This window comes from Streptomyces sp. NPDC093568, from assembly GCF_044764945.1.
Classification (GTDB): Bacteria; Actinomycetota; Actinomycetes; order Streptomycetales; family Streptomycetaceae; genus Streptomyces.
Map to the genome: position 1 here is coordinate 527,978 of NZ_JBIWJD010000001.1, position 25,023 is coordinate 553,000.

Here is a 25,023-nt window from a genome sequence, read left to right on the forward strand (position 1 = left end):
TCTTCGATGATCGAACCGAGCGCTCGTCACGTACTGCTGTCCTCCGGGCAACTGGCCGCCGTACGCCGGCGAATCGGCGACCACGGCGACCGGACCATCGCCGAAGCGTGCGCCATCGGGCTGTCGTACTGGGCGACGGGCCTCGGACCCGACGGTATCGATCTCACCCCCGGCACCCTCTTCACCGAAGTCCTCGGATGGGTCGACAACGGCGGTGACGGGCCCGGCGGTTGGGAGGTCGCCACGGACGGCCGGAGCATCGCCGTCCCGGACGGAGTCGCGCTCGCCGACGCGCAGCTCGCGCTGGACGACCTGGCCGACTTCCCGGACCGGCCCCTCGGGACGATCGGTCCGTCCAGCGTGACGGAGCGGCTCGCGGCCCTGGCCGAGTGGAACGACACCCAGGCCGACCGGGTCCGCCCGACCATCGTGGAGATGTTCCGCGAACAGGCGCGGAACCGGCCGGACGCGGTCGCCGTCGTCGATGAACACCGCTCACTGAGCTACCGTCAGGCCGCCGAGCTCTCCGGCCAGTTGGCCCACCATCTGCTCGAACGCGGGCTCACCGCCGAACAGGTCGTCGGCATCTCCCTGGGCCGCTCCGCCGACATGGTGATCGGGCTGCTCGGCGTCCTCCAGGCGGGCTGCGCGTTCGTGCCGCTCGATCCGCAGTGGCCCGCCGCACGCAGGGCCGTCGTCATCGAGGACGCCGGCGTCGTGGCGCAGCTCAACGACGCGGGGGAGAGTGCCCCGGACGAACCGGAAGCCGTCGCCGTCGACCTGGGCCACTGGAGGTTCGGCTCCTACCCCGCCGAGGGCCCCGAGGTCACCGTCCCCGGCGATGCCCTGGCCTATGTGATCTTCACGTCCGGGTCGACCGGGCGGCCCAAGGGCGCGATGATCCGGCACGAGGCGATCAGCGAGCGGTTGCTCTGGCAGGTCAACGAGATCCTCGGCTTCGGCCACGACGACGCGTCGCTGTTCAAGGCGCCGCTGTCCTTCGACATCTCCATCAACGAGATCTTCCTGCCGCTGGTGAGCGGTGCCCGGCTGGTGGTCCTGCGGCCCGGCGGCGAACGCGACCCGCACCACCTGCTCAGCGTGATCGCCGAGCAGCGCGTCACCTTCACGTACCTGGTGTCGTCCATGCTGGACGTGCTGCTGGAGATCGCGGGCGACTCCGGGCGGCTGGACAGCCTGCGGCACGTGTGGTGCGGCGGCGAGGTGCTGACCCCGGAGCTGTACGAGCGGTTCCGCACCAAGCTCGACATCCCCATGTACCACGGCTACGGCCCGGCCGAGACGACGATCGGTGTCTCGCACGTCATCTACCGGGGCGCGGCGGAACGCCTGTCGACGTCGATCGGCAAGGCCAACCCGAACACCCAGCTGTACGTCCTGGACGACGAGCTGCGCCCGGTCCCGGTCGGCGTCGGCGGCGAACTCTACGTGGGCGGATTCCTCCTGGGACGCGGGTATGTGGGCGCACCGGGCCTCACGGCCTCCCGGTTCGTCGCCAACCCCTTCGCCGACGACGGCTCCCGGCTGTACCGCACCGGTGACCTCGCGAGGTTCGCCCCCGACGGGTCGTTGGACTTCCTCGGCCGGGCCGACAACCAGATCAAGATCCGCGGAATGCGGCTGGAGATCGAGGACGTCGAGGTCGGTCTCGCGGAGCACCCCGGCGTACGGCACACCTGCGTCGTCGCGAAGAAGAACACGGCGGGCGGCACCTACCTCGTGGGGTACGTCATCCCGGCCGCCGGGAGCGAGGACCTGCGGGCCGACGAGGTCAAGGCGTGGGCCACCGGCCACATGGTCGAGTACATGGTGCCCGCCCACATCGTCGTCCTGACGGAGTTCCCGCTCACCGCGAACGGCAAGCTCGACCGGAACGCCCTGCCCGAGCCCACGACACGGACGGGCACGCTCGTACAGCCCGCCACCGAGAACGAGCGGGCGGTGTGCGCCGCGGTCGCGTCGGTGCTGCGACTCGACGAAGTAGGCGTCGACCAGGACTTCTTCCAGCTCGGCGGAGACAGCATCCTGGCGATCTCCCTGCTGAGCGCGCTGCGCGACGCCGGTCTCTATGTCACGGCACGGCAGATCTTCACCCACAGCACCGTGGGGGCGCTGGCGGCGGTGGCGAGCCGCGAGGACACCTCAACGGTGGACCGCCGGGACGTCGCGACCGGCTCCGTCGTCGGCTCGCCCATCGTGCAGTGGCTCGGCGAGACCACGGACGCGATCGACGGCTTCGTACAGTCGGTGGTGCTCAACACCCCGGAGGGCCTGACCGCCGACGCCCTCGACGAGATCCTCACCGCCCTGGTCCGGCGCCACGACATGCTGCGCGCCAAGCTGGTGCGCGGCGAGCGCTGGAGCTTCGACATACCGGAGGCCGACGAGGCCGTCGCCGGGTGGCAGGAGAGCGGCCGGCCGCTCGACGAGTGCGTCGCCCTCGCCGCCGACGGGCTGGACCCAATGGCCGGTGTCATGCTGCGGGCCGTCTGGCGCCGAGAGGCACGGCAGCTCGTCCTGGTCGCCCATCACGTGGTGATCGACGGCGTGTCCTGGCGTGTCCTGATGGAGGACCTGGCCACCGCCTGGCGGCAGTTCGACTCGGGGAAGCCGATCGAGCTGCCCCAGGTGGGCACGTCCTTCCGGCGGTGGACGCAGCTGCTGGAGCGCGCCGCGTTCGACGCGGACAGCTCCTACTACCGGCGTCCCCTGCCGGGAGAGGACGGGCCGGTGGGCAGGCGTGCGCTTGCCGCGTCCGACACCGTCGCGCGGGAGCGAACACGGACCGTGTCGGTCGGCCCCGACGTCACGGCCGCCCTGCTGGGCGAGGTCCCCGCGAAGTTCCACGCGGGCGTCAACGACGTCCTGCTGACCGCGCTCGCCGTGGCCCTCGCGCGATGGCGTCGCGACCTCGGGCAGTCGCAGACGTTCGCGCACATCGAACTCGAAGGCCATGGCCGCGAAGGACAGTTCGTGGCGCCGTCCGCCGGCTTCGAGCCGGAGTTGTCGCGGACCGTGGGCTGGTTCACCACGCTGTTCCCGGTGATCGTGGACCCCGGTGCGGCCGCCGACCTCACGGAGCCCGAGTACCTGGCCGCCGCGCTCAAGGCGGTCAAGGAGAACCTCGCCGAGGTGCCGGACAACGGGATCTCGTACGGCGCTCTTCGCTACCTGACGCACACCGAGTTCGACGCCCCGGCACCCCAGGTGCTCTTCAACTATCTCGGCCGCTTCGACGCGGGCACCTCGGGTGACTGGCAACTCGCGGGAGCCACAGGACAGTTGGGTGAGAAGCGTGACCCGCGAATGCGCCTGCCGCGTCCCCTGGAGTTCAACGCCATCGCCGAACCCGCACCCGCTTCCCCCGGCGAGTACGAACTGGTCACCACGATCTCCTGGCCCGACGGCATGTTCACCGACGAGGACATCGCGACGCTCGGCGAGTACTTCCGGGCGGCCCTGACGGGTCTGGCCGCGCTCGACCAAGGCGGCCACTCGCCCAGCGACTTCGCCCTGGTACCGCTCACCCAGGCCGATGTCGACGACCTGGACAGCCCGGTACTGCGGGACATCCTGCCGCTCACCCCGCTGCAAGAGGGCCTGTACTTCCACTCCGTCTTCGACGACGACTCCGCGGGCGCCTACGTCGAGCAGCAACTCCTGACGCTGGACGGCGACGTGGACCCCGACCGGCTCGCGGCGGCGGCGACCCGCCTGCTCACGCTGTACCCGAACCTCGCGGCGCGGTTCGTCGCCCTCGCGGACGGCCGAGTGGTCTGCGTGCAGGAGAGCGGGGTGGAGGCGCCCTTCACCACGCTGGGCCGCCCTGGCATCACCGACGCCGAGATACGCGCGTACGCCGAGCAAGACCGCCGCGCCGGGTTCGACCTGGCCACCGGCCCGCTGATGCGGTACACGCTCATACGCGCCGGTTCCGGCCGCACGGTACTGGTGCAGACCGTGCATCACATCATCGCCGACGGCTGGTCGGTGCCGCCGATGCTGCGTGCGCTGCTGGCCGAGTACCACGCGCCGGGGACCGTGTACCCGGTCGGTGGCTTCGCCGACTACGTCGGCTGGCTGGCCGGACGCGACGACGAGGAGAGCGACCGCGTCTGGCGCGAGCAACTCGCCGAGCTGCCCGGCCCCTCGCTGGTCGCCGAGGGGCACACGCCGTCCGACCGGTTCACCGACCTCGCCGTGGAGCCGGGGGACGACGTCGACGCCGCCGCCCGGTCGGCCGGCGTTCCGCTGAGCGCTGCCGTGCACAGCGCCTGGGCCGTGACGCTGGGCGGCATCCTGCACAGCGCGGACGTCGTGTTCGGCTCGACGGTGTCCGGCCGCGACGCCGATGTGCCCGGCATCGAGGACATGGTGGGTCTGTTCATCAACACGATCCCCGTGCGCGCCCGTTGGGCCGCTACGACCACGGCCGGCGACCTGCTCGCCTCGGTGCGGGATCACCAGCGGGCGGTACTGCCGCACCAGCACGTGTCGCTGGCGAGGATCGGCCGGCAGGCCGGCTCCGGCTCCCTGTTCGACACGCTGGTGGTGTTCGACGTCGCCACGGACGTGGACGCCCTGCGGCGGCCCGGCGACTCGCTGGTCGTCGCCGGCATCGTGAACGAGGGCGCCCCGCACTATCCCCTGACCCTGGTGGTGGAGCGCGCACTCGACGGCCGCCCGCGCTTCAACCTGATCTACGACGGTGAGCTGCTGCGCGCCGCGACCGCCCGGGCGATCCTGCGCACGTTCTCCTCGGTCCTCACCGGCCTGCTCGCCCGCCCGGACGCCCTGGTGGACGACCTGGTGCCCGAAAGCGACCGCCTTCCGGCACGGATCGCTCCGACCACCCTGGGCGAACTGTTCGACGCCTCGGCGCATCGCGATCCGGCGGCCACCGCGGTCACCCAGTGCGGTCTCGACGGTGCCACTCGGTCCCTGACGTACAGCCAACTGGCCGCAGCGAAGAGCGCGTTGGCCTCGGCCCTGCGCACGGCCGGTGTCGGTCCGGGCAAGCGGGTCGCCGTAGCCGTGCCGCGTTCCCTGGAGCAGGTCGTCGCGCTGGTCGCCGTCGTCAGCGCGGGCGGCGCGTACGTGCCGCTGGACCTGGCGTACCCGGACGAACGGCTGGAGTACATTCTCGCCGACACCGCCCCGCAGGTCGTCCTCGTCGACCGCGAACAGCGGGACCGTTTCACGGAGTTGCTGGCCAGGGCGGGTCTGTCGGCCCGGGTGCTCGTGCAGGGGGACGAGCTGCCGGCGGGTGACGCCCCCGGGCCCGCGGTGAGCCGGCACGACCCCGCCTACGTCATCTACACGTCCGGCTCGACCGGCCGGCCCAAGGGCGTCGTCGTCCCGCACTCCGCCGTGGTCACGCTGCTCGCGAACACCCAGCCCGACATGGACTTCGGCCCGCACGACGTGTGGGTCCAGTTCCACTCCTTCTCCTTCGACTTCGCGGTCTGGGAGCTGTGGGGCGCGCTCGCGCACGGCGGTGAGCTGCTGGTGCCGGAGTACGGGCTGACCCGCTCTCCGGTGGACTTCCACCGGCTGGTCCGCGAGCGCGGGGTGACCGTGCTCAACCAGACGCCGTCGGCGTTCTACCAGTTCATCGAGGCCGACCGGCATGCCGACGAGCCGCTGCCCGCCCTGCGCCGGATCATCTTCGGTGGCGAGGCGCTGGAGCTCGGGAGGCTGCGCGGCTGGGTCGAGCGGCACGGAACGGCCTCGCCCGAGCTGGTCAACATGTACGGGATCACCGAGACCACCGTCCATGTCACCCACCGGGTGCTGACGGACGAGGACTTCGAGCGGGGCGACGGCGTCAGCCCGATCGGCGGCCCGATTCCCGGCCTGGTCACCTACCTGCTCGACGACCGGCTCAGGCCGGTGCCGCCGGGGCGGGTGGGTGCCATCTACGTCGCCGGCGATCAGGTGTCGCTCGGCTACCTGGGCAGGCCGGGGCTCACCGCGGGACGGTTCGTGGCGAACCCGTTCGCGGCGGACGGTTCCCGCATGTACCACACGGGTGATCTCGCCCGCCGGACGCTCGACGGCGAGCTGGAGTTCACCGGACGCGCCGACGATCAGGTCCAACTCAAGGGATTCCGCGTCGAGTTGGGCGAGGTGGAAGCCGCGGTCAGGGAACTCGACGGCGTGGTCGACGTGGCCGTCACCGTGGCGGACGGCGGCGACCACCTGGTGGCGCACGTCGTGGGCCGGACGCCCGCCGACGTCACCGAGCTGCTGTCCGGGAAGCTGCCCGCGCACATGGTGCCGGGCCGGGTGCTGCCGGTCGACGCCCTGCCGCTGACGGTCAACGGAAAGCTGGACCGCAAGGCCCTGACGGCCCTGGCCGCACTGGCACCGGACGACACTCCGGCGCTTGCGACCGACTCCGTGCTCGCCGCGCTCGTCGACCTCTTCACCGAGACGCTGCCGGGCACCGCCGTGGACGCCGACACCGACTTCTTCCGCGCCGGCGGCGACAGCATCGTCGCCATCACCCTCATCAACCGGGCCAGGGCGCTCGGCCTCGCCATCGCGCCACGCGACGTGTTCCTGCTCAGGACCCCGCGCGCGCTCGCCGATCATCTTGCGACGAGCGCGCCGCGGGCCGCCGCACCCGCCCCGAGCCGCCGCGAGGACGGCCCCCTCATACCGACGCCGATCATCCTGCGCCAGCGTGAACTGGGCGGCTCACTGGCCCGGTTCGTCCAGGCCAGGACACTCGTGGCGCCGGAGGGCACCGGCTTCGCCGACGCCGAGCGCGCGGCGAACGCCGTGGTCGCCGCGCACCCGGCCCTCCGGCTCCGCCTGCGCGTCGAGCACGGCGTGTGGACCCTGCGCACCGAACCCGCCCGCGAGGTCACCGTCGTACGGCCGGACACGCCCGATGCCACGGCGGCGGCGAACGAGGCCGCCGATCGCCTCGATGCCGAGTCCGGGGACGTCATCGCGTTCGCGTGGCTGGAGCCGACCCGGACCCTGGTGGTCACCGTGCACCACCTCGCCGTCGACTCGGTGTCCTGGCTGATCCTCCTGGACGACCTGGCCACCGCCCTGCGCGGCCGGCCGCCGGCGGCGCCCACCACGTCGTACGCCGAGTACGCCGAGGCCCTGACGCTTCACTCGGCCGACGCGACCGACGACCTCGGGCACTGGGTCACCACCCTCCAGGCGCCGGCGCTGCTCCCGGCCGTCGACGGGCTGCGCGAGACCACGGTCGTCCTTCCGCCCGACGTGAGCGACCGCCTCACCCGTACCGCACCCGCCGCACTCGGCGTAGGCCTCACCGAGCTGCTGTGCGGCGCGCTGCGCACCGCGCTGACCCGTATCCAGCCGACGCCCACCGACCTCGCGATCGAGCTGGAGCGCCACGGCCGGGTCCCGGCCCTCGAACACCACGACTACACCCGTACGGTCGGCTGGTTCACCTCCATCGCGCCAGTACGGCTCACCGCGCACACCGACCCCGTCGCGGCGGCCCGCGAGATCGCCGAACGCCAGCCGGACGAGCGCGCCCACGTCGCGTACGGCCAACTGCGGTACCTCAACCCCCAGACGGCCCCGCTGCTCACCGCCCGCCCGCAGGTGCTGTTCAACTACCTCGGCCGGGGCAGCGAGTCGCAGGCGCCGCGGATCACCGGCGGCGACCAGGGCAGCCCGTACGCCGTCGAGGTCAACGCGTGGCTCGACGAGGCCACCGGAAGCCTGCACGCGGCCTTCACCCTCGCCGAGGGCGTCCCCGACGCGATCACCGAGCACTGGCTCGGCGCGCTGCGCGGCATCGCGGACGCCTCCGCGACGGCCGAGCGCACGGCTCCGGTCACCCCGCTCCAACGCGGTCTGTTCTTCCAGGCCCAGATGGCGGGCTCGGCCGGACACTACGTCGCGCAGAGCTGGTTCACCTTCGACCGGCGTCTGGACACCGACGCGCTGGCCGAGGCGATGGCGTACGTGATCGCCCGGCACCCGGTCGTGGGCGCCGGCTTCACCACCGACGACGACGGCAACCCGGTCCAGACACTCGCGGCCGGCCGTCGCGTCGGCGTCCGTACGATCGCCCTGTCCACCGAGGCGGAGGTCGAAGCCCTGCGCGTCCGTGACCGCGACACGGGGTTCGACCCGGGCGAGCCGCCGCTGATCCGCATGACCGTGGTGCGGCTCCCCGACGACCGCGACGGCCTGCTGCTGAGCTACCACCTGCTGCTGTGGGACGGCTGGTCCCGCGAGATCGTGCTGAGGGACCTCTTCGACGCCTACCAGGCCGTCCTCTCGGGCGAGTTGCCGGCTCCGACCCCAGCCACGCCGGGCTTCGAGGAGCACGCCCGGGCGCTCGACGCCAAGGACGCCGCCGTATCGGAACGCTTCTGGGCGGATCAGCTGGCCGGCCTCCCCGGCCCGACCCTGCTCGCGGGACCGGCACCGGCCCTCTCGGACGACCTGCCGCGCGCGCTCGTGCACACGCTGTCGGCCGAGCGGTCGGAGCTGCTCAGGGAAGCCGCCAGGGCCCACGGCGTCACCTTGAACTCGGTGCTGACCGGCGGGTTCGGCCTGCTGCTGGGTGCCCGTACGGGCCGCGCTGACGCCGTGTTCGGCGTGACCGTGTCCGGGCGGGAGGGCGAGGGGCTGGCGGACATCGTCGGCGTGCTGCTCAACACCGTTCCCATGTGGACGCGGGCCCGGCCGGACGAGACCGTCCGGGAGTACCTGTCGGCCGTGCAGTCGGCCAGGGTCGAGGCGATGGAGCACGAGCACATGGGGCTCGGCGAGATCCAGCGGGCCAGCGGTCACGACACGCTGTTCGACAACCTGTTCGTGCTCCAGAACTTCCTGGACATGGACGCGTTCGCGGAGATGAACGCCCGGCACGGCATCAACTCGGTGAAGGCGGACGACTCCACCCACTATCCGTTCACCTGGGTCGTCACGCCCGGCGACCGGCTCACGGTCAAGCTGGAGTACCGCGACGAGGACGACGAGGGCGCCCGGCGGCTCCTCGACGACTACCTGCGGGTCCTCGAAGACCTGGCCCGGGCGACCGGACCGGTCGGGGCGCTGCGGGGGCTGGGGCCGCGGCCCACGCCGGGCGAGCGCACGGACGTCGGCACGGACACCGTCGTCGACCGGTTCGACCAGGCGGCGGACCGTGACCCGGGGCGGGTGGCGCTGGTCGCCCACGGCGCGACGATGACCTTCGCCGAACTGCGGGACCGCAGCCGCGCGGTGGCCGGTGTGCTCGCCGCGCGCGGCATCGGCCCCGAGACGACCGTGGGGCTCGCGATCCCGCGCTCCCTCGACTGGATCGCGGCGCTGTTCGCCGTCCTGCGCGTCGGCGCCGCGTACGTGCCGCTGGAGCTGGACCACCCGGACGAGCGGATCGCCGCGATCGTCGAGGACGCCCGCCCGGACGTGATCCTCACGGTGAGCGCCGTATCGCCCCGTCTGACGGGCGAGCTGATCGAGCTGGACCGTCCCCTGCCGGACGCCGAGCCGTTCGTGACGTTCTCACCGGACGACCCCGACCGGCTGCGGCACCCCGCGTACACGATCTACACCTCCGGATCGACCGGGAAGCCCAAGGGCGTGGTGACCGAGTACGCCGGGCTCACCAACATGCTGATCAACCACCAGCGGCGGATCTTCGAACCGGTGCTGGCCGAGCACGGGCACCGGGTCTTCCGGATCGCCCACACCGTCTCGTTCGCGTTCGACATGTCGTGGGAGGAGCTGCTGTGGCTCGCCGACGGGCATGAAGTGCACATCTGCGACGAGGAGTTGCGCCGCGACGCGCCCCGCCTGGTCGAGTACTGCCTGGAGCACGGCATCGACGTCATCAACGTGACGCCGACCTACGCCCAACAGCTTGTCGCCGAGGGCCTGTTGGACGACCCCGACCGGCGGCCGCCGCTGGTGCTCCTCGGCGGCGAGGCGGTCACGCCGACACTGTGGCAGCGGCTCGCCGGGACCGAGGGGACGGTCGGCTACAACCTGTACGGACCCACCGAGTACACCATCAACACCCTGGGCGTCGGCACCTTCGAGTGCGAGGACCCGGTGGTCGGCGTGGCCATCGACAACACCGACGTGTACGTACTCGATCCTTGGCTTCGGCCGCTTCCGGACGGTGTCCCCGGCGAGCTGTACGTGGCGGGCATCGGCATCGCGCGCGGCTATCTCGGGCAGCCCGCCCAGACCGCGCACCGCTTCGTCGCCTGCCCCTTCGGCGCACCCGGCGAGCGGATGTACCGCACCGGGGACCTCGTCCTCCGGCGGCCCGACGGGAACCTGATGTACCTGGGCCGCACCGACCAGCAGGTCAAGATCCGGGGCCACCGGGTCGAACTCGGCGAGGTCGAGGCCGTGTTCGCCGCGCACCCGGCGGTACGGTTCGCCGCCGCGGTCGCGCAGCCCGACCCGCAGGTCGACGGCGCGTACCGGCTGGCCGCCTACCTCGTCCTTGACGGCGCGGACCTGGCGGCGGTGGCCGCCGAGGTGGGCGCCGGGCTGCCGGACTTCCTGCGGCCGACGCACTACGCCCAGGTCGACAGCATCCCGCTGACGGTGAACGGGAAGGCTGACACGAAGGCGCTGCCGGAGGCCAAGCCGCTGGGGGCGCTGACCACGGCGGGGGAGCGCGGTCCCGAGACCGAGACCGAGACCGTGGTGTGCGAGTTCTTCGCCGAGGCACTGGACCTGGACGACGACGAGGTGAGCGCGGTGAGCGACTTCGTGTCCCTGGGAGGACACTCCATGCTGGCCGTACGACTGATCGGACTGCTCCGCCGCGAGTACGGTCCGGTGATCACGATCCGAGACCTGTTCACCCTGCGCACCCCGGAAGCGATTGCCCGCCACCTCGATGACAACTCCTGACACGCAGCGGCCCCGCCCGGGGTCCGACATCCTCCGGACCGCTCTGCGCCGCAACCTCGGCGCCATGGTCTGGGGCACCGTCCTCATGGGCCTGTACCAGGCGGGCGAGACGGCCTTCCCGATCGCGCTCGGCCTGATCGTCGAGCACACGATGCGGGACCGGAGCCTCGGCTCGCTCGGCCTGTCGGTCGCCGCGCTGGCCGTGATCATCACGACCGTGTCGCTGTCCTGGCGGTTCGGGATGCGCATCCTGCAGAAGGCCAACACGACCGAGGCCCACCGCTGGCGGGTGAAGGTCGCCGCCTGCGGCCTCCAGCCGGTGGCCAGGGACGTCGACCTCAAGTCCGGCGAGGTGCTGACCATCGCCACCGAGGACGCCGACCAGACCGCCGACATCATCGAGGTGGTGCCGCTGCTGATCAGCTCGCTGGTCGCGGTGGCCGTCGCGGCGGTCGCGCTGGGCCTGGCCGACCTCCGGCTCGGTCTGCTGGTGATCGTGGGCACCGGCGCGATCATGTCGGTCCTGAGCGTGCTGTCCAGGCGGATCGGCTCCAGCACCCAGGAACAGCAGGCCCGGGTGGCGCGGGCGGGCGCGAAGGTCGCCGACCTGATCACCGGCCTGCGCCCGCTGCACGGCTTCGGCGGCAACCACGCGGCGTTCCGGTCCTACCGGAAGGTCAGCACCGAGGCGAAGCTCCAGGCGATCACCGTCGCCAAGGTGAACGGCGCCTACGCGGGCACCGCGCTGGCCCTCAACGCGGTCCTCGCCGGCGCCGTGACGCTGACGGCGGGCTGGCTCGCCTTCGACGGGCAGATCAACATCGGGGAACTCGTCATGGCGGTAGGCCTGGCGCAGTTCATCATGGAACCGCTGCGGCTGTTCTCGGAGATGCCGAAGTACGTGATGATCGCGCGTGCCTCGGCCGAGCGGATGGCGCTCGTGCTGACCGCTCCGCCGGTCACGACCCCGGGGCCGGAACGCCCTGCCGCCGGCGGCGACCTGGAGATCGACTGCGTCCGGTACGGGATGTTGCGCGACCTGAAGTTCCAGGTGGCCGCCGGGGAGTTCGTGGCGATCGCCCCCTATCAGCCGCGCGCGGCGGCCGACCTCGCGGCGGTCCTGGCCGTCAACGTCCCGCCCGACGCGTACGAGGGAGCGGTGCGGGTCAGCGGACAGGAACTCGCGGACCTGTCGATCGAGGCGGTCCGCGCGCACATGCTGGTGAACCCGTACGACGGCGAGATCTTCGCGGGGACGCTCCGCACCAACATCGACCCGTTCGGCACCAGCCGGTCGGTGCCCGAAGCCGTCGAGGCGTCCATGCTGACGGACGTCGTCGCACTCCACCGCGACGGCCTCGACTACGGCGTCCGCGACCGTGGCGCCAACCTCTCCGGTGGGCAGCGCCAACGACTCTCCCTGGCCCGGGCGTTGGCCGCCGACACCGACATCCTCGTCCTGCACGACCCGACGACCGCCGTCGACGCGGTCACCGAACAGCTCATCGCGCGCAACGTCGCGAAGCTGCGCCGGGGCCGCACCACCGTCGTGATCACCAGCAGCCCGGCGCTCCTGGACGCCGCCGACAGGGTTCTCGTACTCGACGACGGAGCGGTCACGGCCGAGGACACGCATCGGAACCTGCTCGCCACCGACGAGGACTACTGCCGCGCGGTGGCCCGGTGACGTGCTGGGCGAGGGCCCAGGCGACATCCCTGAGCAGGGCGTGTCGCCAGCCCGCGCGGTCGTGGCCCGAGGCCGCTCGCGACACCCGTACGGTCGCACCGGCCTGTTCGGTCAGGGACTCGGTCAGTTCGCAGTGGGGCAGCATCCGGGTCTCGTGTTCCCCGACGTCGAACGCGACCCGCAGGCCGGACAGTTCGGGGCGCTCCCGCAGGCGCGCGGCGATGGCACCGCCGACCGGGCCGCCCAGGGGGTCCGCCCGGCGCATGGCGTCGGGCGTCCACCAGAACGACCCCGACTGGCAGGCGATCCGGGACACCAGGTCCGGGAACTCCAGGGCCGCGTACAGCGCGCTCAGCCCTCCGAGACTCTGCCCGGCGACGACCAGCCGGTCCGGGTCGGCGGGTACGCCGCACTCCGCAACCAGCGGCAGCAGTTCGCCCCGGACCGCCTCCCACAGCTCGGGCCTGCACGCGAACTCGTCCGTCCTGTCCTTGGCCGGAAGGAAGACGAGGGTGACCGGGGGCATCTCACCGGCGGCGACGGCCGAGTCGAACGCGGTCATCGCCGGGTGCAGGTACAGCCAGTCGTCCCCGTCGAGCAGCAGGACCACCGGTCCACCACCGCCGGCCGGGTGCACCCGTACGGTACGCCGCCCGCCGAGTCGCTCACTGGCCCAGCGGACGCGGGTGCGCGGGAGGGGCAGGACGTCGGTGGCGCCGATGACGGGCCAGTGCGGCTGGGCCGGGGCGTCCGGGGTCGCGGCGATCGAGCGGTCGCCGCCCGCGCCGACGGGGTTGAACGGGTCGGCGTACGCCTCGTCGCCCACGAGGAACTGGTAGGTCACCCGCAGTCGCGCGGGCATCCGCACCTCGGCGTACCAGCAGTCCGTGTCGCCCCACCGGCGCAGGGGCACGGGCTCCGACCAGCTCTCGAAGCCGATGCTCGCCGCGGACCCGCGCCACAGGAAGAGGGTCACCCAACCATCGCCGCCGCCGTCGTCGTCGGCAGGTACGCACGCGGGTGTCCGCGCAGCCGCCCAGAAGTCGTCGGTGCCGGGTGTGCCGTGCAGTCCGAACTCGGCGAAGGCGTTCTCCATGTCGGCCGTGACCAGGCGCATGAACGTCTCCTTGTGAAGGCAGAGCGGCGACGGCTAAGATCCTGTCAATTAGGCCAGGCTAACCTAACGTTGACGTTCCGAGGAGGCACTCAGAATGAGCACCAACCCCTTCGACGACAACGAAGGCCGTTTCCTGGTTCTGGTGAACGACGAGGGCCAGCACTCCCTTTGGCCGTCCTTCGCCGAGGTGCCCGGCGGATGGACGATCGTCTTCGCCGAGAACACCCGGGAAGCGTGCCTGGAGTACATCGAGTCCCACTGGACCGACTTGCGGCCGCGGTCTCTTTCGGCGTAGGCCCTCAGTCGCTCGCCAGGATGCGTTCCAAGGTGCGGCGGCCCAACCGGCTCATGGGCGGGTTGCTTTCCTCGTAGTACCAGACCAACCCCATGGACTGAGCGAAGGCCCACGCCCTGCCCCGCTCCCACTCAAGGTCGTCGCATCCCAGGTGATCGCGGAGGAGCCGCCGCGGACCGGCATCAAGGAGATGCCACGCGCTCACGAGATCCAGAGAAGGATCGGCCGGGCCGAAGCCGCCGACGTCGAGAATTCCCGCCAGCCGGCCGGCGGACACGAGTACGTTGCCGGGAATCAGGTCGCCATGGGTCATCGCGTCCTGCGCCGCGCCGCGCGGCAGCTCGCGCAGCGTTGCCCAGAGGTGGCGAAGCCGGGGGACGTCCAGGAGCTGCTCGCTGTGTTCGAAGCAGGTCTCCATCCACGCGTCGTGGGACATCAGGTCGCCTCCCCGGCCTGTGCCGGCGAAGGCGCGGCCACGTGTGTCGACCGCGCGAAGGTCGCCGATGAGATCGGCCAAGTCGCGGGCGAACGCCGGTGATTCGCCTGGATCCTCGTCGGCGGCCACGATTCCGGGCAGCCACGTCTGCACCGACCACGGAAGGGGATAGCCCGCCCCGGGTTCGCCCAGCGCGACGGGCTCGGGCGTGGGGAAACGCGTCCGCCCCGCCAGTTCGCGAGCCGCTGCGGCTTCGGATTCCAGTTGGATCCGCGTCGACTCGACGTCCGAGGACTCAAGAGGGAATCGAGCGGTGAAGCGATCGCCGATCCGGAAGATCGCGTTGACCGTACCCTGCGAAGGGATGCTCCTGACCGGCATACCCCGCCATTCGGGAAACTGCTGATCCACCAGTGTGCGCACTGCCTCGGGTGACACCGTCAGCTGGTTGGCGTGCATCTTCACGGGGGAAGCATCAACGTCACGATCTACGGCTGCAACCAGTTTTCCGTGCCTCGGGCTCGGCCGCCGCGACCTGTCATGCTGAGCAAGTTCCGTTCCATCCGCATCCCCTGGAGGTCGTGATGCGCGCAGGCGTCGTGGTCGGCGCGCAGCCCGGAGTGGAGGAACTCGCCGTGCGGGCCGAGGAGTTGGGCTTGCACAGCTTCTGGGTCAACGACACCCCGATGGTCCACGGCGATCCCTTCGTCGCCCTGAGCCTGTGCGCGAAGGCCACCAGCCGCATCAGGCTCGGCATCGGCGTGACCTCCCCGGCGCTCCGCTCGGCCCCGGCCGCCGCGAGCGGGCTCGCCGGCCTCAACGCCCTGGCACCGGGCCGGATCATCTGCGGCGTCGGCACCGGGAACACCGCCCGGCGCACACTGGGCATGCGGCCGACCACGACGGCCCGGCTCGAGAACTTCACCGCCGCACTGCAGGACCTGTGCGCCGGACGCTCGACCGAGTACCGCGAAAGTGACCGGGTCCGCGACATCCGGTTCCTGCACACCGGGGCGCACGTGAACACCGCCGACCCGATCGAGTTCGTCATGGCCGCGCTCGGGCCGCGGGCCGCCGCCGTCGCCGGCCGCCGCGCCACCGGCCTCATCTCCTTCGGCCTGCTGGACCCAACCGCCTGGCACGCGCTGCACGATGCCCGCCGCCACGCCGCCGAGGACACACCCCGCGACCCCGGCTCCCGTACGGACTCCTACCTCGTCACCTCGCTCCATCTCCTCGACGAGAACGAGGACCCCCACGGCGACGCGGCCCGGGACGCGACCGGCCACCTCGTCCTGTCACTGCTGGCCTTCGCCGCCGACACAGCCGCCGAGAAGCCCGCCTTCATCGAGCAACTGGGCCCCGAGGAACGCGAGGCGGTGCGGCGGCTCCTCGACCGGCGCGGCACCACCGCCACCGCACCGGACCGGCACACCAAGCTCTACCCCAACTACCTCGGACGCATCGCCCCGCAGGACCGCGACCTGGTTCTGCCCTCGCTGATGAACACCCTGGCCCTGGTCGGCACCCGCGACGACCTCCTCGCCCGCATCGCCACCCTCGAACAGGCCGGCATCGACGAACTCCTCATCCAGCCGGTGACCGACCCGCCCATCGAGATGGCCCGGCTCGCGGAACTCCTCACCTGAGCGGACATCGGCCGGAGTGACGGGATGGCAGCGGGGGCGCGCCGTCCCGTGGGCCACTGGATGACCGCGGCGCCGTGCCCGGTCGGCGCCGGCCGGGCACGGCCTACGGCTTGGGCGCCGGTTGCTCCCCCGAGCCCCGGACGATCAACCGGGTGGGCACGGTGATGGTCCGAGCCCGGGCGCGGTCGCCGTCGAGGCGGGCCAGTGCGGTGGCCGCGGCGCTGCGGCCGATTTCCTCGGGGTCCTGGGCAACGACGGTCAGGGCAGGTTCCAGTGCCTCGGCGAGTGCTACGTCGTCGAAGGCGACGACGGCCACGTCCTTGCGCTTGGTGCGGGCGAGTTCGGCCACTATTCCCAGCGCCATGATGTTGTTGCCGGCGAACAGGGCCGTGGGGGGATCGGCCAGGGCGAGCAGCTTCGAGGTCGCGGCCTCGGCTCCCCGCTGGTCGTGTGCGCTGACGACCAGTGAGCGGTCGTAGGGGATGTCGGCTTCCTGCAGGGCGGCGCGGTAGCCGGCCAGGCGTTCGCGGCGGGTGTAGAGCTTGACGGGCAGGTCGCCGATGAAGCCGATACGTCGGTGGCCGTGGGCGATCAGGTGGGCGAGGCCCTCGTGGGAGCCGTCACGGTTGGAGCTGACGACGCTGTCCGTGGCCAGGCCCGCGCCGGGGCGGTCGATGAAGACCACGGGGAGCCCGGCGGTGCGGTGGGCCTTGAGATGGGAGTGGTCGGCGCCGACGGACGGCACGACCATGAGGATGCTGACGCGGCGGGCGAGGAACTTGTCCGTCAGGGCGCGTTCGCGGTCGGGGTCGTCGGCGGAGGAGCCCATGAGCAGGGTCAGTCCGCGTTCGCGGACGGTGTCCTCGATGGCGCCGGCCACCGCTCCGAAGAAGGGGTTGCCGAGATCGGGGATGACCAGTCCGATGGTGGTGTCCGGGCCGCCGACACGGATGTTGCGGGCCATGAGGTTCGGCTGGAAGCCGAGCTTGGCGACGGCGGCGAGCACCTGTTCCCTGGTCTCGGCCGAGGCGTATCCGTCCTCGTTGAGAACCCGGGAGACGGTCTTGGCGCTGACGCCCACTTCACGTGCGACGTCTGCCATGGTCGGGCGGCGGTTCGCTGCCATGGAGGAAACGGTCTCCTGTGCTCGTCGGTCCCGGCCGCGGCCTCGGCCGGAACCTGTGAGTGCTTCAGTCCTGTCGTCAGTTGGCCTGGACTCCCGCAGCCTTCGCGGCCTCGGAATCCGCGACGACAGTACCTCCCGCCGCATCGACGGTGAGCGCACCGGTCATGATCGCGACGACCTCCGCCATGGAGTAGTCGGACGGCTTGATCACAGCAGCGCGCCTGCCCAGTCGGTGGACGTGGATCCGGTCCGCGATCTCGAAGACGTGCGGCATGTTGTGGCTGATCAGGACGACCGGCATGCCCCTGTCCCGGACGCGGCGGATGAGGTCCAGCACCTGCCCGGACTCCTTGACGCCGAGGGCGGCGGTGGGTTCGTCCATGACGACGACACTGCGGGCCCAGGCCACGGCACGGGCGACCGCCACGGCCTGCCGCTGTCCGCCGGAGAGGGTCTCGACGGACTGGGTCAGCGAGCGCAGGCCGATCTTCAGGTCGGCCATGTGCTCGGCGGCCTCCTGACGCATGCGCTTCTTGTCGAGCATGCGGAAGGCGCTGCCGAGAATGCCGGGGCGGCGGAGCTCGCGCCCGAGGAACATGTTCGAGGCGATGTCCATGGAGGCCGCGACGGCGAGGTCCTGGTAGACCGTCTCGATGCCGTGGGCGCGTGCGCTCTGCGGGCCGGAGAAGGTGATGGGTTCGCCGCCCAGGCGGATCTCGCCCGCGTCGGGGACCACCGCGCCGGTGAGGGCCTTGATGAGGCTGGTCTTGCCCGCGCCGTTGTCGCCGATGACGGCGAGGACCTCGCCGGGCATCAGGTCGAAGTCGGCGCCGTCGATGGCGGTGACGTGGCCGTAGCGCTTGACCAGGCCGCGGGCCTGCAGAACGGGGGTCGCAGTGGTGGTGGTCATCGGGCCTTCTTCCGGGAAATCTGGTCGACGGTCACCGCGAGGATCACCAGGACTCCGGTGATCAGGGTCTGGTAGATGGAGGCGACGCCCATCAGCTGCAGGCCGTTGCGGAACACACCGACGATGAGGACGCCGATGAAGGTGCCCAGCACCGAGCCGCGTCCGCCGAAGAGGCTGGTGCCGCCGAGGACCACGGCGGTGATGCTGTCGAGGTTGTCGGTCTGCCCGGCCTGCGGGTCGCCGACCCCGGTCCGGGAGATGAGCAGCAGGGCGGCGATGCCGTACAGGAGGCCGGCCACGGTGTAGACGCCGATGGTCAGGCGGGAGGTGCGGATGCCGTTCAGCCGGGCCGCTTCCGGGCTGTTGCCGAGCGCGTAGACGTGCCGGCCCCAACTGGTGTTGCTCAGGGCGTAGGCGAGGAGCAGGAACAGGGCGATCGTGACCAGCGAGCCGTAGGTGATGTCGGTCTTGCCGAGCGGGAAGGTCTGCCCGAGGGCCGTCAGCGGGCCGGGCAGGTTGGTGACCGTCTGCTCCTCGGAGTAGATGTGGGTCAGCGCGAACGCCACGTTGAGCATGCCGAGGGTGACGATGAACGGCGGCAGCGGGATCTTCTGCACCAGCGCCCCGTTGAGCAGGCCGAAGCCGCCGCAGACGGCCAGGCCCAACGCGATCGCGGCGAGCGGAGGCAGGGAGCCCTCGGCCGCCATCTTGGCGATCATGATGCTGCCGAACGCCATCACCGCTCCGCAGGACAGGTCGATGCCCGCGGTGAGGATGATCAGGGTCTGGCCGATGGCCAGGGTGCCCACGACCATGACCTGCTGCACGATCAGCGAGAAGTTCCCGCCGGTGAGGAACTGGTCCGTCGAGACGGAGAAGAAGACGCAGGCCAGGAGGAGGGCTGCCAGCGGGCCGGTGGTCGGCTGCGTGAGCAGTCTGCGGACCGTGCTCGGTCCTTTGAGGTCGGCGTACGCCTTGGACGTGGAGGGTGTGGAGGGTGGCGTGGACGTGGCAGTCATGCGAGGTCCTTGTCGGAAGACTCAGGTCCTTGTCGGTCCTTGGCGGACGGCGGGAGGACGAGGGGGCGGCCGTCCCCGGCCGGGGAGGAGTGGCCGGCCGCCCCGCTGAGGGAGAGGCGGCGAACGTACGGTCGTCGGGGGCGGCTCAGCCCCAGCAGTTCTCCAGGCCGAAGGCGGTGTCCTCGGAGGTGACGCCGTCCTGCGCCTTGTCGGTGATCAGCGTGACGCCGGTGTCGGTGTAACCGGAGGCCTTCTTGCCGTCCTTGGCGTACGTCGCGACGGCCTTGACGCCCTCGGCGGCCATCTTCAGCGGGTACTGCTGCGAGGTCGCGGCGATCTTGCCGTCCTTGACGGCCTGCGTGCCGGTGCAGCCGCCGTCGACGGAGACGATCAGCACGTCCTTCTCCCGGCCCTTGGCCTTCAGCGCGGTGTACGCGCCCAGCGCGGCGGGCTCGTTGATGGTGTAGACGACGTTGATGTCGGGCGACTTCTGGAGGCAGTTCTCCATGGCGGTCTGGCCCTTGGCCTGGTCACCGCCGGTGTCCTGGGAGCAGACGACGGAGGGGTCGCCCTCCTTGACGCCGAAGCCCTTCAGGAAACCGTCGTGGCGCTGGACGCCGACGGAGACGCCCGGCGCGAGGTCGAGGGTGGCTATCTTCGCCGCCTTGCCCTTCATGGCCGCCTTGGCGTACTCGCCGATCAGCTCGCCGGCCTTGAGGTTGTCGGTGGCGAAGAGGGCGTCGACCGCGCTCTCCGGGTCGGTCGGGGTGTCCAGGGCGATGACCAGGACGCCCTTGGCCTTGGCCTTCTCGACCGCCGGCACGATCGCCTTGGAGTCGCTCGGCGTGATCAGGATGCCCTTCACCCCGGCGGCGACCATGTTCTCGATGGCGGTGACCTGACCGGCGTTGTCCCCGTCGAACTTGCCGGCCGCGGTGGACAGCTCGACACCGTTCTCCTTGGCGGCCTTCTCCGCGCCCTCCTTCATCTTCACGAAGAACGGGTTGGTGTCGGTCTTGGTGATCAGACCGACCTTGACGCTGCCCGATCCGGCGTTAGCCGTGCCCGATCCGGATCCGGATCCACAGGCGGTCAGGGCGAGGGCTGCGACACCCGTGCAGGCAGCGGCTCTGAGCAAGGAGACGGGCAGACGAGAGATGCGAGACATGAACAACTCCTGCGGGATTGCGGGCGAGCGGCCGGCATCGGGCATGCCGTCCCGGAGGTGTCATCGTTGACTTATGTCATCGTTGACACTTCATGGCGAGGATGATGGACTCCGCCTCCAGGCAACGTCAATGCCTTGCACTCGTCACAAATCGGCAACGCCCGGGGCCGTCGCCCGCCCGAACCCGCTCAGCGGCTGCCCGTGAAGTGCCCGTTTCGCCCGCGCGTTCTCAGAGAAGAGCAGCCCATGAGCCCGCATCAGATCACCGTCCTGGGGGAGTGCGTCGCGGACGCGTTCACCGAACCCACAAGTGCCCGCAACGAGCTCGCGCTGCGGGTGCTGCCGGGCGGCGGACCTGCGAACACGGCCGTGTCCCTGGCCAGGCTGGGCACCCCGGCCCGCTTCCTCGCGCGGCTGTCCGGCGACGTGTTCGGTCGCCTCTTCCGGGCCCACCTGGAGGCGTCGGGCGTGGACCTGTCGTACGCCGTGGCGGCCGCCGAGCCCAGCACGCTGGCCGTGGCCGAGCTGGACGCCCACGGGCAGGCCGCGTTCTCCTTCCACGCGCAGAACACGGCCGACTGGCAGTGGACCTCGGGGGAACTGGCGGGGCTGGACCTGTCCGAGACGGCCTGTGTGCACACCGGGTCGCTGGCCCTGGTCCGTGAGCCCGGCGCGGCGGTGGTGGAGGAGTTCCTGGCGACGGCCTCACGTCAGGCCACCATCAGCATCGATCCCAACGTCCGCCCGCTGCTGGTGCACCCCGACGTGTACCGCGCCAGGCTGGCGCACTGGTGCGCCCTCGCCGACATCCTGCGACTGAGCGAGGACGACCTGGAACTGCTCCTGCCGGGCACCCCGCCGGAGCAGGCATGCGACACCTGGCACGCCGCAGGGGCACGGCTCGTCATCATCACCCTCGGCGCCGACGGAGCCCTGGCCTCACTCGACGGCGAACGGCTGCGGGTGCCGGCGGTGACGACCCAGGTGGTCGACACGGTGGGGGCGGGCGACTCCTTCACCGCCGGGCTGCTGCACCATCTCGCGGCCCGCGGCAGCCTCGGTGGCCGGCTGACCGGTCTCGCTCTCGACGAAGTCGCCGAAGCCTGCCGGTTCGCCACCCGGGTCGCCTCCCTGACGTGCTCGGTCGCCGGCCCCAACCCGCCATGGCGCGACCAGCCGGCACTGCTCGCGACCGCAGGCGACGCCTGAGGGACCGTACGGTGCCCACCACCCCGACTCCACCCACTGACGAGGAGACGAAACCATGACGAAGACCCTGCTCGCCGAGTTCACCGCCCGAGAGGGAGCGGAGGACGAGGTCGCCCGCCTGATCCGGGACTACGCCCTGAAGGTGCGCCAAGAGGAAGGCAACCTGACCTTCGACGTCTACACCAAGGCGGCCAGCCCGCGCGCCTACTGGATCTTCGAGGTCTACCGGGACGAGGACGCCTTCAAGGCACACCTGGACGCCCCGTACGGCCCCCCGTTCAACGCCGCCCTCACGCCGCTGATCGAGGAAGACGCCTCCGTACTGACGTTCCTCGATCCGCTGGCCACGCATCCGTGACAGCGTTGGACTCATCACCGCCAGATGGACCTCAGCTGCCACGCCCGCATGCGGTCGAGGGTGGCGGTGCCGCCCTCGGCGAAGACCTCGACGCCGGTGCTGGAGGGGTCGGGGAAGATCTGGTCGGTGATCACCGCTTCGCCGCTGCCGCCGAAGACCTCGACGGATGACCAGTCGACCAGGATCCGCAGCTCGACCTTGCCGTTCTTCGCCTTCAGGGGTGCGGCCTGGACGCCGGGGAAGGTGCTGTGGAAGTCACCGGCACCGGAGCGGGTGCGGTCGACGTACACCTCCTGGGTCGTGGCGTCGTAGCCGATGACGGTCTCCTCGCCACCCGCGCCGGTGCGGACCTTCAGACCGAAGCGTTCGGCGTCCTTCAGGGAGAAGGTCGCCTCGATGTCCAGGGCCTTGCCCTTGACCCCACGGCCGGTCAAGGGCTTGGAGGTGCTCTTGACCGTTACGTCGGACACCGTGGCCGGGCGCTTGTGCCGCAAGGACTCCAGGCTGCCCACCGGCTTGCTGGTGAGCCGGACCTGACCGTCGACGGTGCGCAGGGCCATCTCTCTCGGAACGCTCTGCGCGCTCCGCCAGGGGGAGGTGGGGATGGACTGGCCGTAGGCCCAGTTGTTCATCCAGCCGATCATGTAGCGCTTGCCGCCCGGCGCGTTCTCCCAGGACACCGCCGCGTAGTAGTCCTTGCCGTAGTCGGCCCAGTCGGCGCGTTGCACGACGGACTTGGCGGGTTTGTCGGCGGCGGTGAACCGGTCGGCCAGGACGTGGCCCCAGCCGGCGGTGTTCATGTCGAGGATCTGGATCCGCGCCTCCTTGCCGACGTACGGGCGCATGTCGAAGGAGGCCCAGTCCAGGGTCTCGCTGTCGGCGCCGGTGACGCTGCGGACGGCCTTGCCGTCGACGAGCAGGTTGACGGACGTCTCCTGGGAGACAGGCCGGGCCTGGGTGTCGGACAGCATGACGTGGTCGACGTTGATGTGGCCCCAGCCGCCGGTGTTGTCGTCGACGATCCTGATCCGCGCCGTCTTGCCGGCGAGTCCGCCGACGTCCCAGGAGGCCCAGTTGAGCGCTTCGTTGTCCTTTCCGGTGGCGCTGCGGACGACCTGGCCGTCCACGAGGAGTTCCACGGCGGTGGGGTTGGCGGAGCCCGCCGGGTGGTTGCCGCCGCCGACAAGGAAGTTGAGGTACTTCCTGTCGACGGTGAACTCGGGCGACGTGAGGGTGCCGGTGATCGCGTCGCCGTTCCGGAAGGTGTTGGCCAGCCCGCCTCCCAGGAAGCCGGAGACCTGCTGCTGGCCGGGGAGGGTGCCCATCGCCGGTGCGGAGCCGAAGGCGTCCCCGGTCGCCGTCCAGCCGCCGTAGGTTCCGCCTTCGAAGTCGGCGAGGACCGTGCCCTCGGGCGGAGTCCTGTCCAGGACGGTTCCGGCCTCGTGCGGATGCCGCCCGCCACCGATCTTGAAGTTCAAGTAAGGGCTGCTCACGGTGAAGGAGGGGGAGGTGAGGGTGCCGGTGGCGCCGTCGCCGCCGTGGAAGCTGTTGGCGAGGCCCTTGCCGTCGAAGCCGGTGACGGCTCCCTGCCCGTCCACCGCCCCGGTTGCCGGTCCCTGGCCGAACGCGGTTCCGCTCGTCGTCCACTCACCGAAGCCGGCGCCTTCGAAGTCCTGAACCACCGTGCCGGTGGGCGGGGTGTAGGTGCCCTTGTCGTCGGCGATGAACCTCTTGCCGTCGAAGTCGCCGACGAAGTACTGAGCGGCCGATCCGCCCGCGATGCCACCGGGGTTGATGTTGACGACCAGCACCCACTTGATCTTCTTCTTGTCCCCGTCGACCGCGAGGGGGAACAGGTCCGGGCACTCCCACACGCCACCCGTCGCACCGGCCGGCCCGAACTCGCTCTGCGACTCCCAGTCCTTGAGGTTCTTCGACGAGTAGAACCGCACCTTGTGCTCGGCGGACAGCGACACCGTCATCAGCCAGCTCTTGGTCGGCTCGTACCACTGGACCTTGGGATCACGGAAGTCGGTGGAGCCGATGTCGATCACCGGATTGCCCTGGTACTTGGTCCAGGTACGGCCGCGGTCGGTGCTGTAGGCGAGCGACTGGGCCTGCTTGCCGCCGTTCTTGTAGGCGCTGGTGTAGATCGCCACCATCGGAGGGTTCCTCTTCGTGCCGAACCCCGTGGTGTTGTCCCAGTCGACGACCGCGCTGCCGGAGAACACCATCTCCTCGTCGTCGTGCGACAGGGCGAGCGGCAACTCCTCCCAGTGCACGAGGTCCTTGCTCACCGCGTGCCCCCAGGACATGTCGCCCCAGGAGTTGCCGTTCGGGTTGTACTGGTAGAAGAGGTGGTACTCACCCTTGTAGTACACGAGGCCGTTGGGGTCGTTCATCCAGTTCTTCTCCGGAGTGAAGTGGAACTGGGGTCTGTAGGTCTCGGTGTACGCCGGGGTGTCGGCCGCTACGGCCCGGTGAGCGAGTGGGGCCGCGGACAGGGCGCAGACGGTCGCCACGGCCGCCATCATCCGTATACGGGCATGCCGGGATACGTGTACAGAGCTCATGGTGTCTCCTAGTCCCGCGGCTCGTCGGCACAGCACTGACTGCGGCCCCGGCGCGGACGGACCGAAAAAGTGGCATCCCGGGCCGGCATCGACGTCCACGCCGCCGCCCCGGGGTGTCATCGTTGACTTGTGTCATCGATGACATCACGTGCCCGATTATGAGGGGCAGTCCGGTGAGCGCGTCAACGGTTCGGACGCGATTGGTCCTGCGGCGGTGGGCCCCCGCGCGGGCGAACGGGCAGGCCGGGGCTGCGACTTGGGTGGTGAAACGGCGGGCTGCCGGGACGTCGTCCAGGCCTCCGCGAAGAAGGACCGGGGAGCGCCGAGCGAGGTCCTACAGCCAGTCCCGGCGCTTGAAGATGATGTACAAGCCGGTGCAGACGATCCCCATCAGGGCGATGGCGAAGGGGTATCCGAGCACCCAGTGCAACTCCGGCATGTGCTCGAAGTTCATCCCGTAGATCGTCCCGACCAGCGTCGGTGCGAACAGGATCGCCGCCCACGCCGAGATCTTCTTGAAGTTGTCTACCTGGTCGGGCTGACCTGGGACGATACGAATCCCAGTCGCCTGTGA

General features: G+C 70.8%; 13 protein-coding genes and 1 pseudogene. 6 read left to right on the forward strand and 8 right to left on the reverse strand.

Translation table 11 applies throughout. From position 1 onward, the window contains the following. The first annotated feature begins 6 nt into the window (after positions 1 to 6). Together ACIRD7_RS02230 and ACIRD7_RS02235 are read left to right on the forward strand one after the other, a co-directional pair. Positions 7 to 10,902, forward strand: a complete 10,896-nt coding sequence (locus tag ACIRD7_RS02230; protein WP_403448563.1) for an amino acid adenylation domain-containing protein — start codon at positions 7 to 9, stop codon at positions 10,900 to 10,902. Next, the gene (locus tag ACIRD7_RS02235) at positions 10,889 to 12,589 is read left to right on the forward strand and encodes an ABC transporter ATP-binding protein (RefSeq protein ID WP_403448566.1); all 1,701 of its coding nucleotides are present in this window, start codon (positions 10,889 to 10,891) and stop codon (positions 12,587 to 12,589) included. The genes ACIRD7_RS02230 and ACIRD7_RS02235 overlap by 14 nt, the downstream gene beginning before the upstream one ends. Here ACIRD7_RS02235 and ACIRD7_RS02240 read toward each other — a convergent pair. Then, the gene (locus ACIRD7_RS02240) at positions 12,519 to 13,706 is read right to left on the reverse strand and encodes an alpha/beta hydrolase-fold protein (protein ID WP_403448569.1); all 1,188 of its coding nucleotides are present in this window, start codon (positions 13,704 to 13,706) and stop codon (positions 12,519 to 12,521) included. The genes ACIRD7_RS02235 and ACIRD7_RS02240 overlap by 71 nt on opposite strands. Positions 13,707 to 13,800: 94 nt before the next feature. Between ACIRD7_RS02240 and ACIRD7_RS02245 the strand changes: the two genes are divergently transcribed. Beyond that, complete coding sequence (locus ACIRD7_RS02245) at positions 13,801 to 14,001, forward strand: MbtH family protein (protein ID WP_403448572.1); 201 nt, start codon at positions 13,801 to 13,803, stop codon at positions 13,999 to 14,001. Between the two features lie 4 nt (positions 14,002 to 14,005). Here the strand turns inward: ACIRD7_RS02245 and ACIRD7_RS02250 are convergent, their stop codons facing one another. After that, on the reverse strand, positions 14,006 to 14,902 hold the full coding sequence (locus ACIRD7_RS02250) for an aminoglycoside phosphotransferase family protein (RefSeq protein ID WP_403448575.1): 897 nt from the start codon (positions 14,900 to 14,902) through the stop codon (positions 14,006 to 14,008). A 119-nt stretch (positions 14,903 to 15,021) separates the two neighbouring features. Between ACIRD7_RS02250 and ACIRD7_RS02255 the strand changes: the two genes are divergently transcribed. Next, entirely contained in the window at positions 15,022 to 16,086 is a 1,065-nt protein-coding gene (locus ACIRD7_RS02255) for an LLM class flavin-dependent oxidoreductase (RefSeq protein WP_403448577.1), read from the forward strand. Positions 16,087 to 16,189: 103 nt separating this feature from the next. Here the strand turns inward: ACIRD7_RS02255 and ACIRD7_RS02260 are convergent, their stop codons facing one another. The 4 genes from ACIRD7_RS02260 to ACIRD7_RS02275 form a co-directional block, all read right to left on the reverse strand. Beyond that, positions 16,190 to 17,212, reverse strand: a complete 1,023-nt coding sequence (locus ACIRD7_RS02260) for a LacI family DNA-binding transcriptional regulator (protein ID WP_403448579.1) — start codon at positions 17,210 to 17,212, stop codon at positions 16,190 to 16,192. Between the two features lie 76 nt (positions 17,213 to 17,288). Then, positions 17,289 to 18,122: an ATP-binding cassette domain-containing protein gene (locus tag ACIRD7_RS02265; RefSeq protein WP_403448582.1), complete on the reverse strand. Its 834-nt coding sequence runs from the start codon at positions 18,120 to 18,122 to the stop codon at positions 17,289 to 17,291. Next, complete coding sequence (locus tag ACIRD7_RS02270; protein ID WP_403448584.1) at positions 18,119 to 19,141, reverse strand: ABC transporter permease; 1,023 nt, start codon at positions 19,139 to 19,141, stop codon at positions 18,119 to 18,121. The genes ACIRD7_RS02265 and ACIRD7_RS02270 overlap by 4 nt, the downstream gene beginning before the upstream one ends. 145 nt (positions 19,142 to 19,286) lie before the next feature. Next, a complete protein-coding gene (locus tag ACIRD7_RS02275; RefSeq protein WP_403448587.1) occupies positions 19,287 to 20,309 on the reverse strand; it encodes a sugar ABC transporter substrate-binding protein in 1,023 nt (340 codons plus the stop codon). A gap of 246 nt (positions 20,310 to 20,555) precedes the next feature. Here ACIRD7_RS02275 and ACIRD7_RS02280 point away from each other — a divergent pair, with 246 nt between their 5' ends. Together ACIRD7_RS02280 and ACIRD7_RS02285 are read left to right on the forward strand one after the other, a co-directional pair. Beyond that, complete coding sequence (locus ACIRD7_RS02280) at positions 20,556 to 21,518, forward strand: carbohydrate kinase (protein WP_403448590.1); 963 nt, start codon at positions 20,556 to 20,558, stop codon at positions 21,516 to 21,518. Between the two features lie 55 nt (positions 21,519 to 21,573). Continuing rightward, positions 21,574 to 21,876 carry a putative quinol monooxygenase gene (locus tag ACIRD7_RS02285; protein ID WP_403448593.1) on the forward strand — a complete coding sequence of 101 codons (303 nt, stop codon included), beginning with the start codon at positions 21,574 to 21,576 and terminating at the stop codon, positions 21,874 to 21,876. Between the two features lie 14 nt (positions 21,877 to 21,890). Here the strand turns inward: ACIRD7_RS02285 and ACIRD7_RS02290 are convergent, their stop codons facing one another. After that, positions 21,891 to 24,449 (reverse strand): GH32 C-terminal domain-containing protein, encoded by a 2,559-nt coding sequence (locus ACIRD7_RS02290; protein ID WP_403448596.1) that lies wholly within the window; start codon positions 24,447 to 24,449, stop codon positions 21,891 to 21,893. Between the two features lie 334 nt (positions 24,450 to 24,783). Next, a pseudogene (locus ACIRD7_RS02295) lies at positions 24,784 to 24,972 on the reverse strand (CorA family divalent cation transporter); the annotation flags it as partial. Between the last annotated feature and the right edge of the window lie 51 nt (positions 24,973 to 25,023).

Bases quoted from the DNA above. Each gene is read 5' to 3' on its own strand.
- ACIRD7_RS02255 (WP_403448577.1), top strand. From the start codon at position 15,022: ATGCGCGCAGGCGTCGTGGTCGGCGCGCAGCCCGGAGTGGAGGAACTC.
- ACIRD7_RS02290 (WP_403448596.1), bottom strand. From the start codon at position 24,449: ATGAGCTCTGTACACGTATCCCGGCATGCCCGTATACGGATGATGGCG.
- ACIRD7_RS02230 (WP_403448563.1), top strand. From the start codon at position 7: ATGATCGAACCGAGCGCTCGTCACGTACTGCTGTCCTCCGGGCAACTG.
- ACIRD7_RS02285 (WP_403448593.1), top strand. From the start codon at position 21,574: ATGACGAAGACCCTGCTCGCCGAGTTCACCGCCCGAGAGGGAGCGGAG.
- ACIRD7_RS02235 (WP_403448566.1), top strand. From the start codon at position 10,889: ATGACAACTCCTGACACGCAGCGGCCCCGCCCGGGGTCCGACATCCTC.
- ACIRD7_RS02240 (WP_403448569.1), bottom strand. From the start codon at position 13,706: ATGCGCCTGGTCACGGCCGACATGGAGAACGCCTTCGCCGAGTTCGGA.
- ACIRD7_RS02280 (WP_403448590.1), top strand. From the start codon at position 20,556: ATGAGCCCGCATCAGATCACCGTCCTGGGGGAGTGCGTCGCGGACGCG.
- ACIRD7_RS02245 (WP_403448572.1), top strand. From the start codon at position 13,801: ATGAGCACCAACCCCTTCGACGACAACGAAGGCCGTTTCCTGGTTCTG.
- ACIRD7_RS02275 (WP_403448587.1), bottom strand. From the start codon at position 20,309: ATGTCTCGCATCTCTCGTCTGCCCGTCTCCTTGCTCAGAGCCGCTGCC.
- ACIRD7_RS02260 (WP_403448579.1), bottom strand. From the start codon at position 17,212: ATGGCAGCGAACCGCCGCCCGACCATGGCAGACGTCGCACGTGAAGTG.
- ACIRD7_RS02265 (WP_403448582.1), bottom strand. From the start codon at position 18,122: ATGACCACCACCACTGCGACCCCCGTTCTGCAGGCCCGCGGCCTGGTC.
- ACIRD7_RS02270 (WP_403448584.1), bottom strand. From the start codon at position 19,141: ATGACTGCCACGTCCACGCCACCCTCCACACCCTCCACGTCCAAGGCG.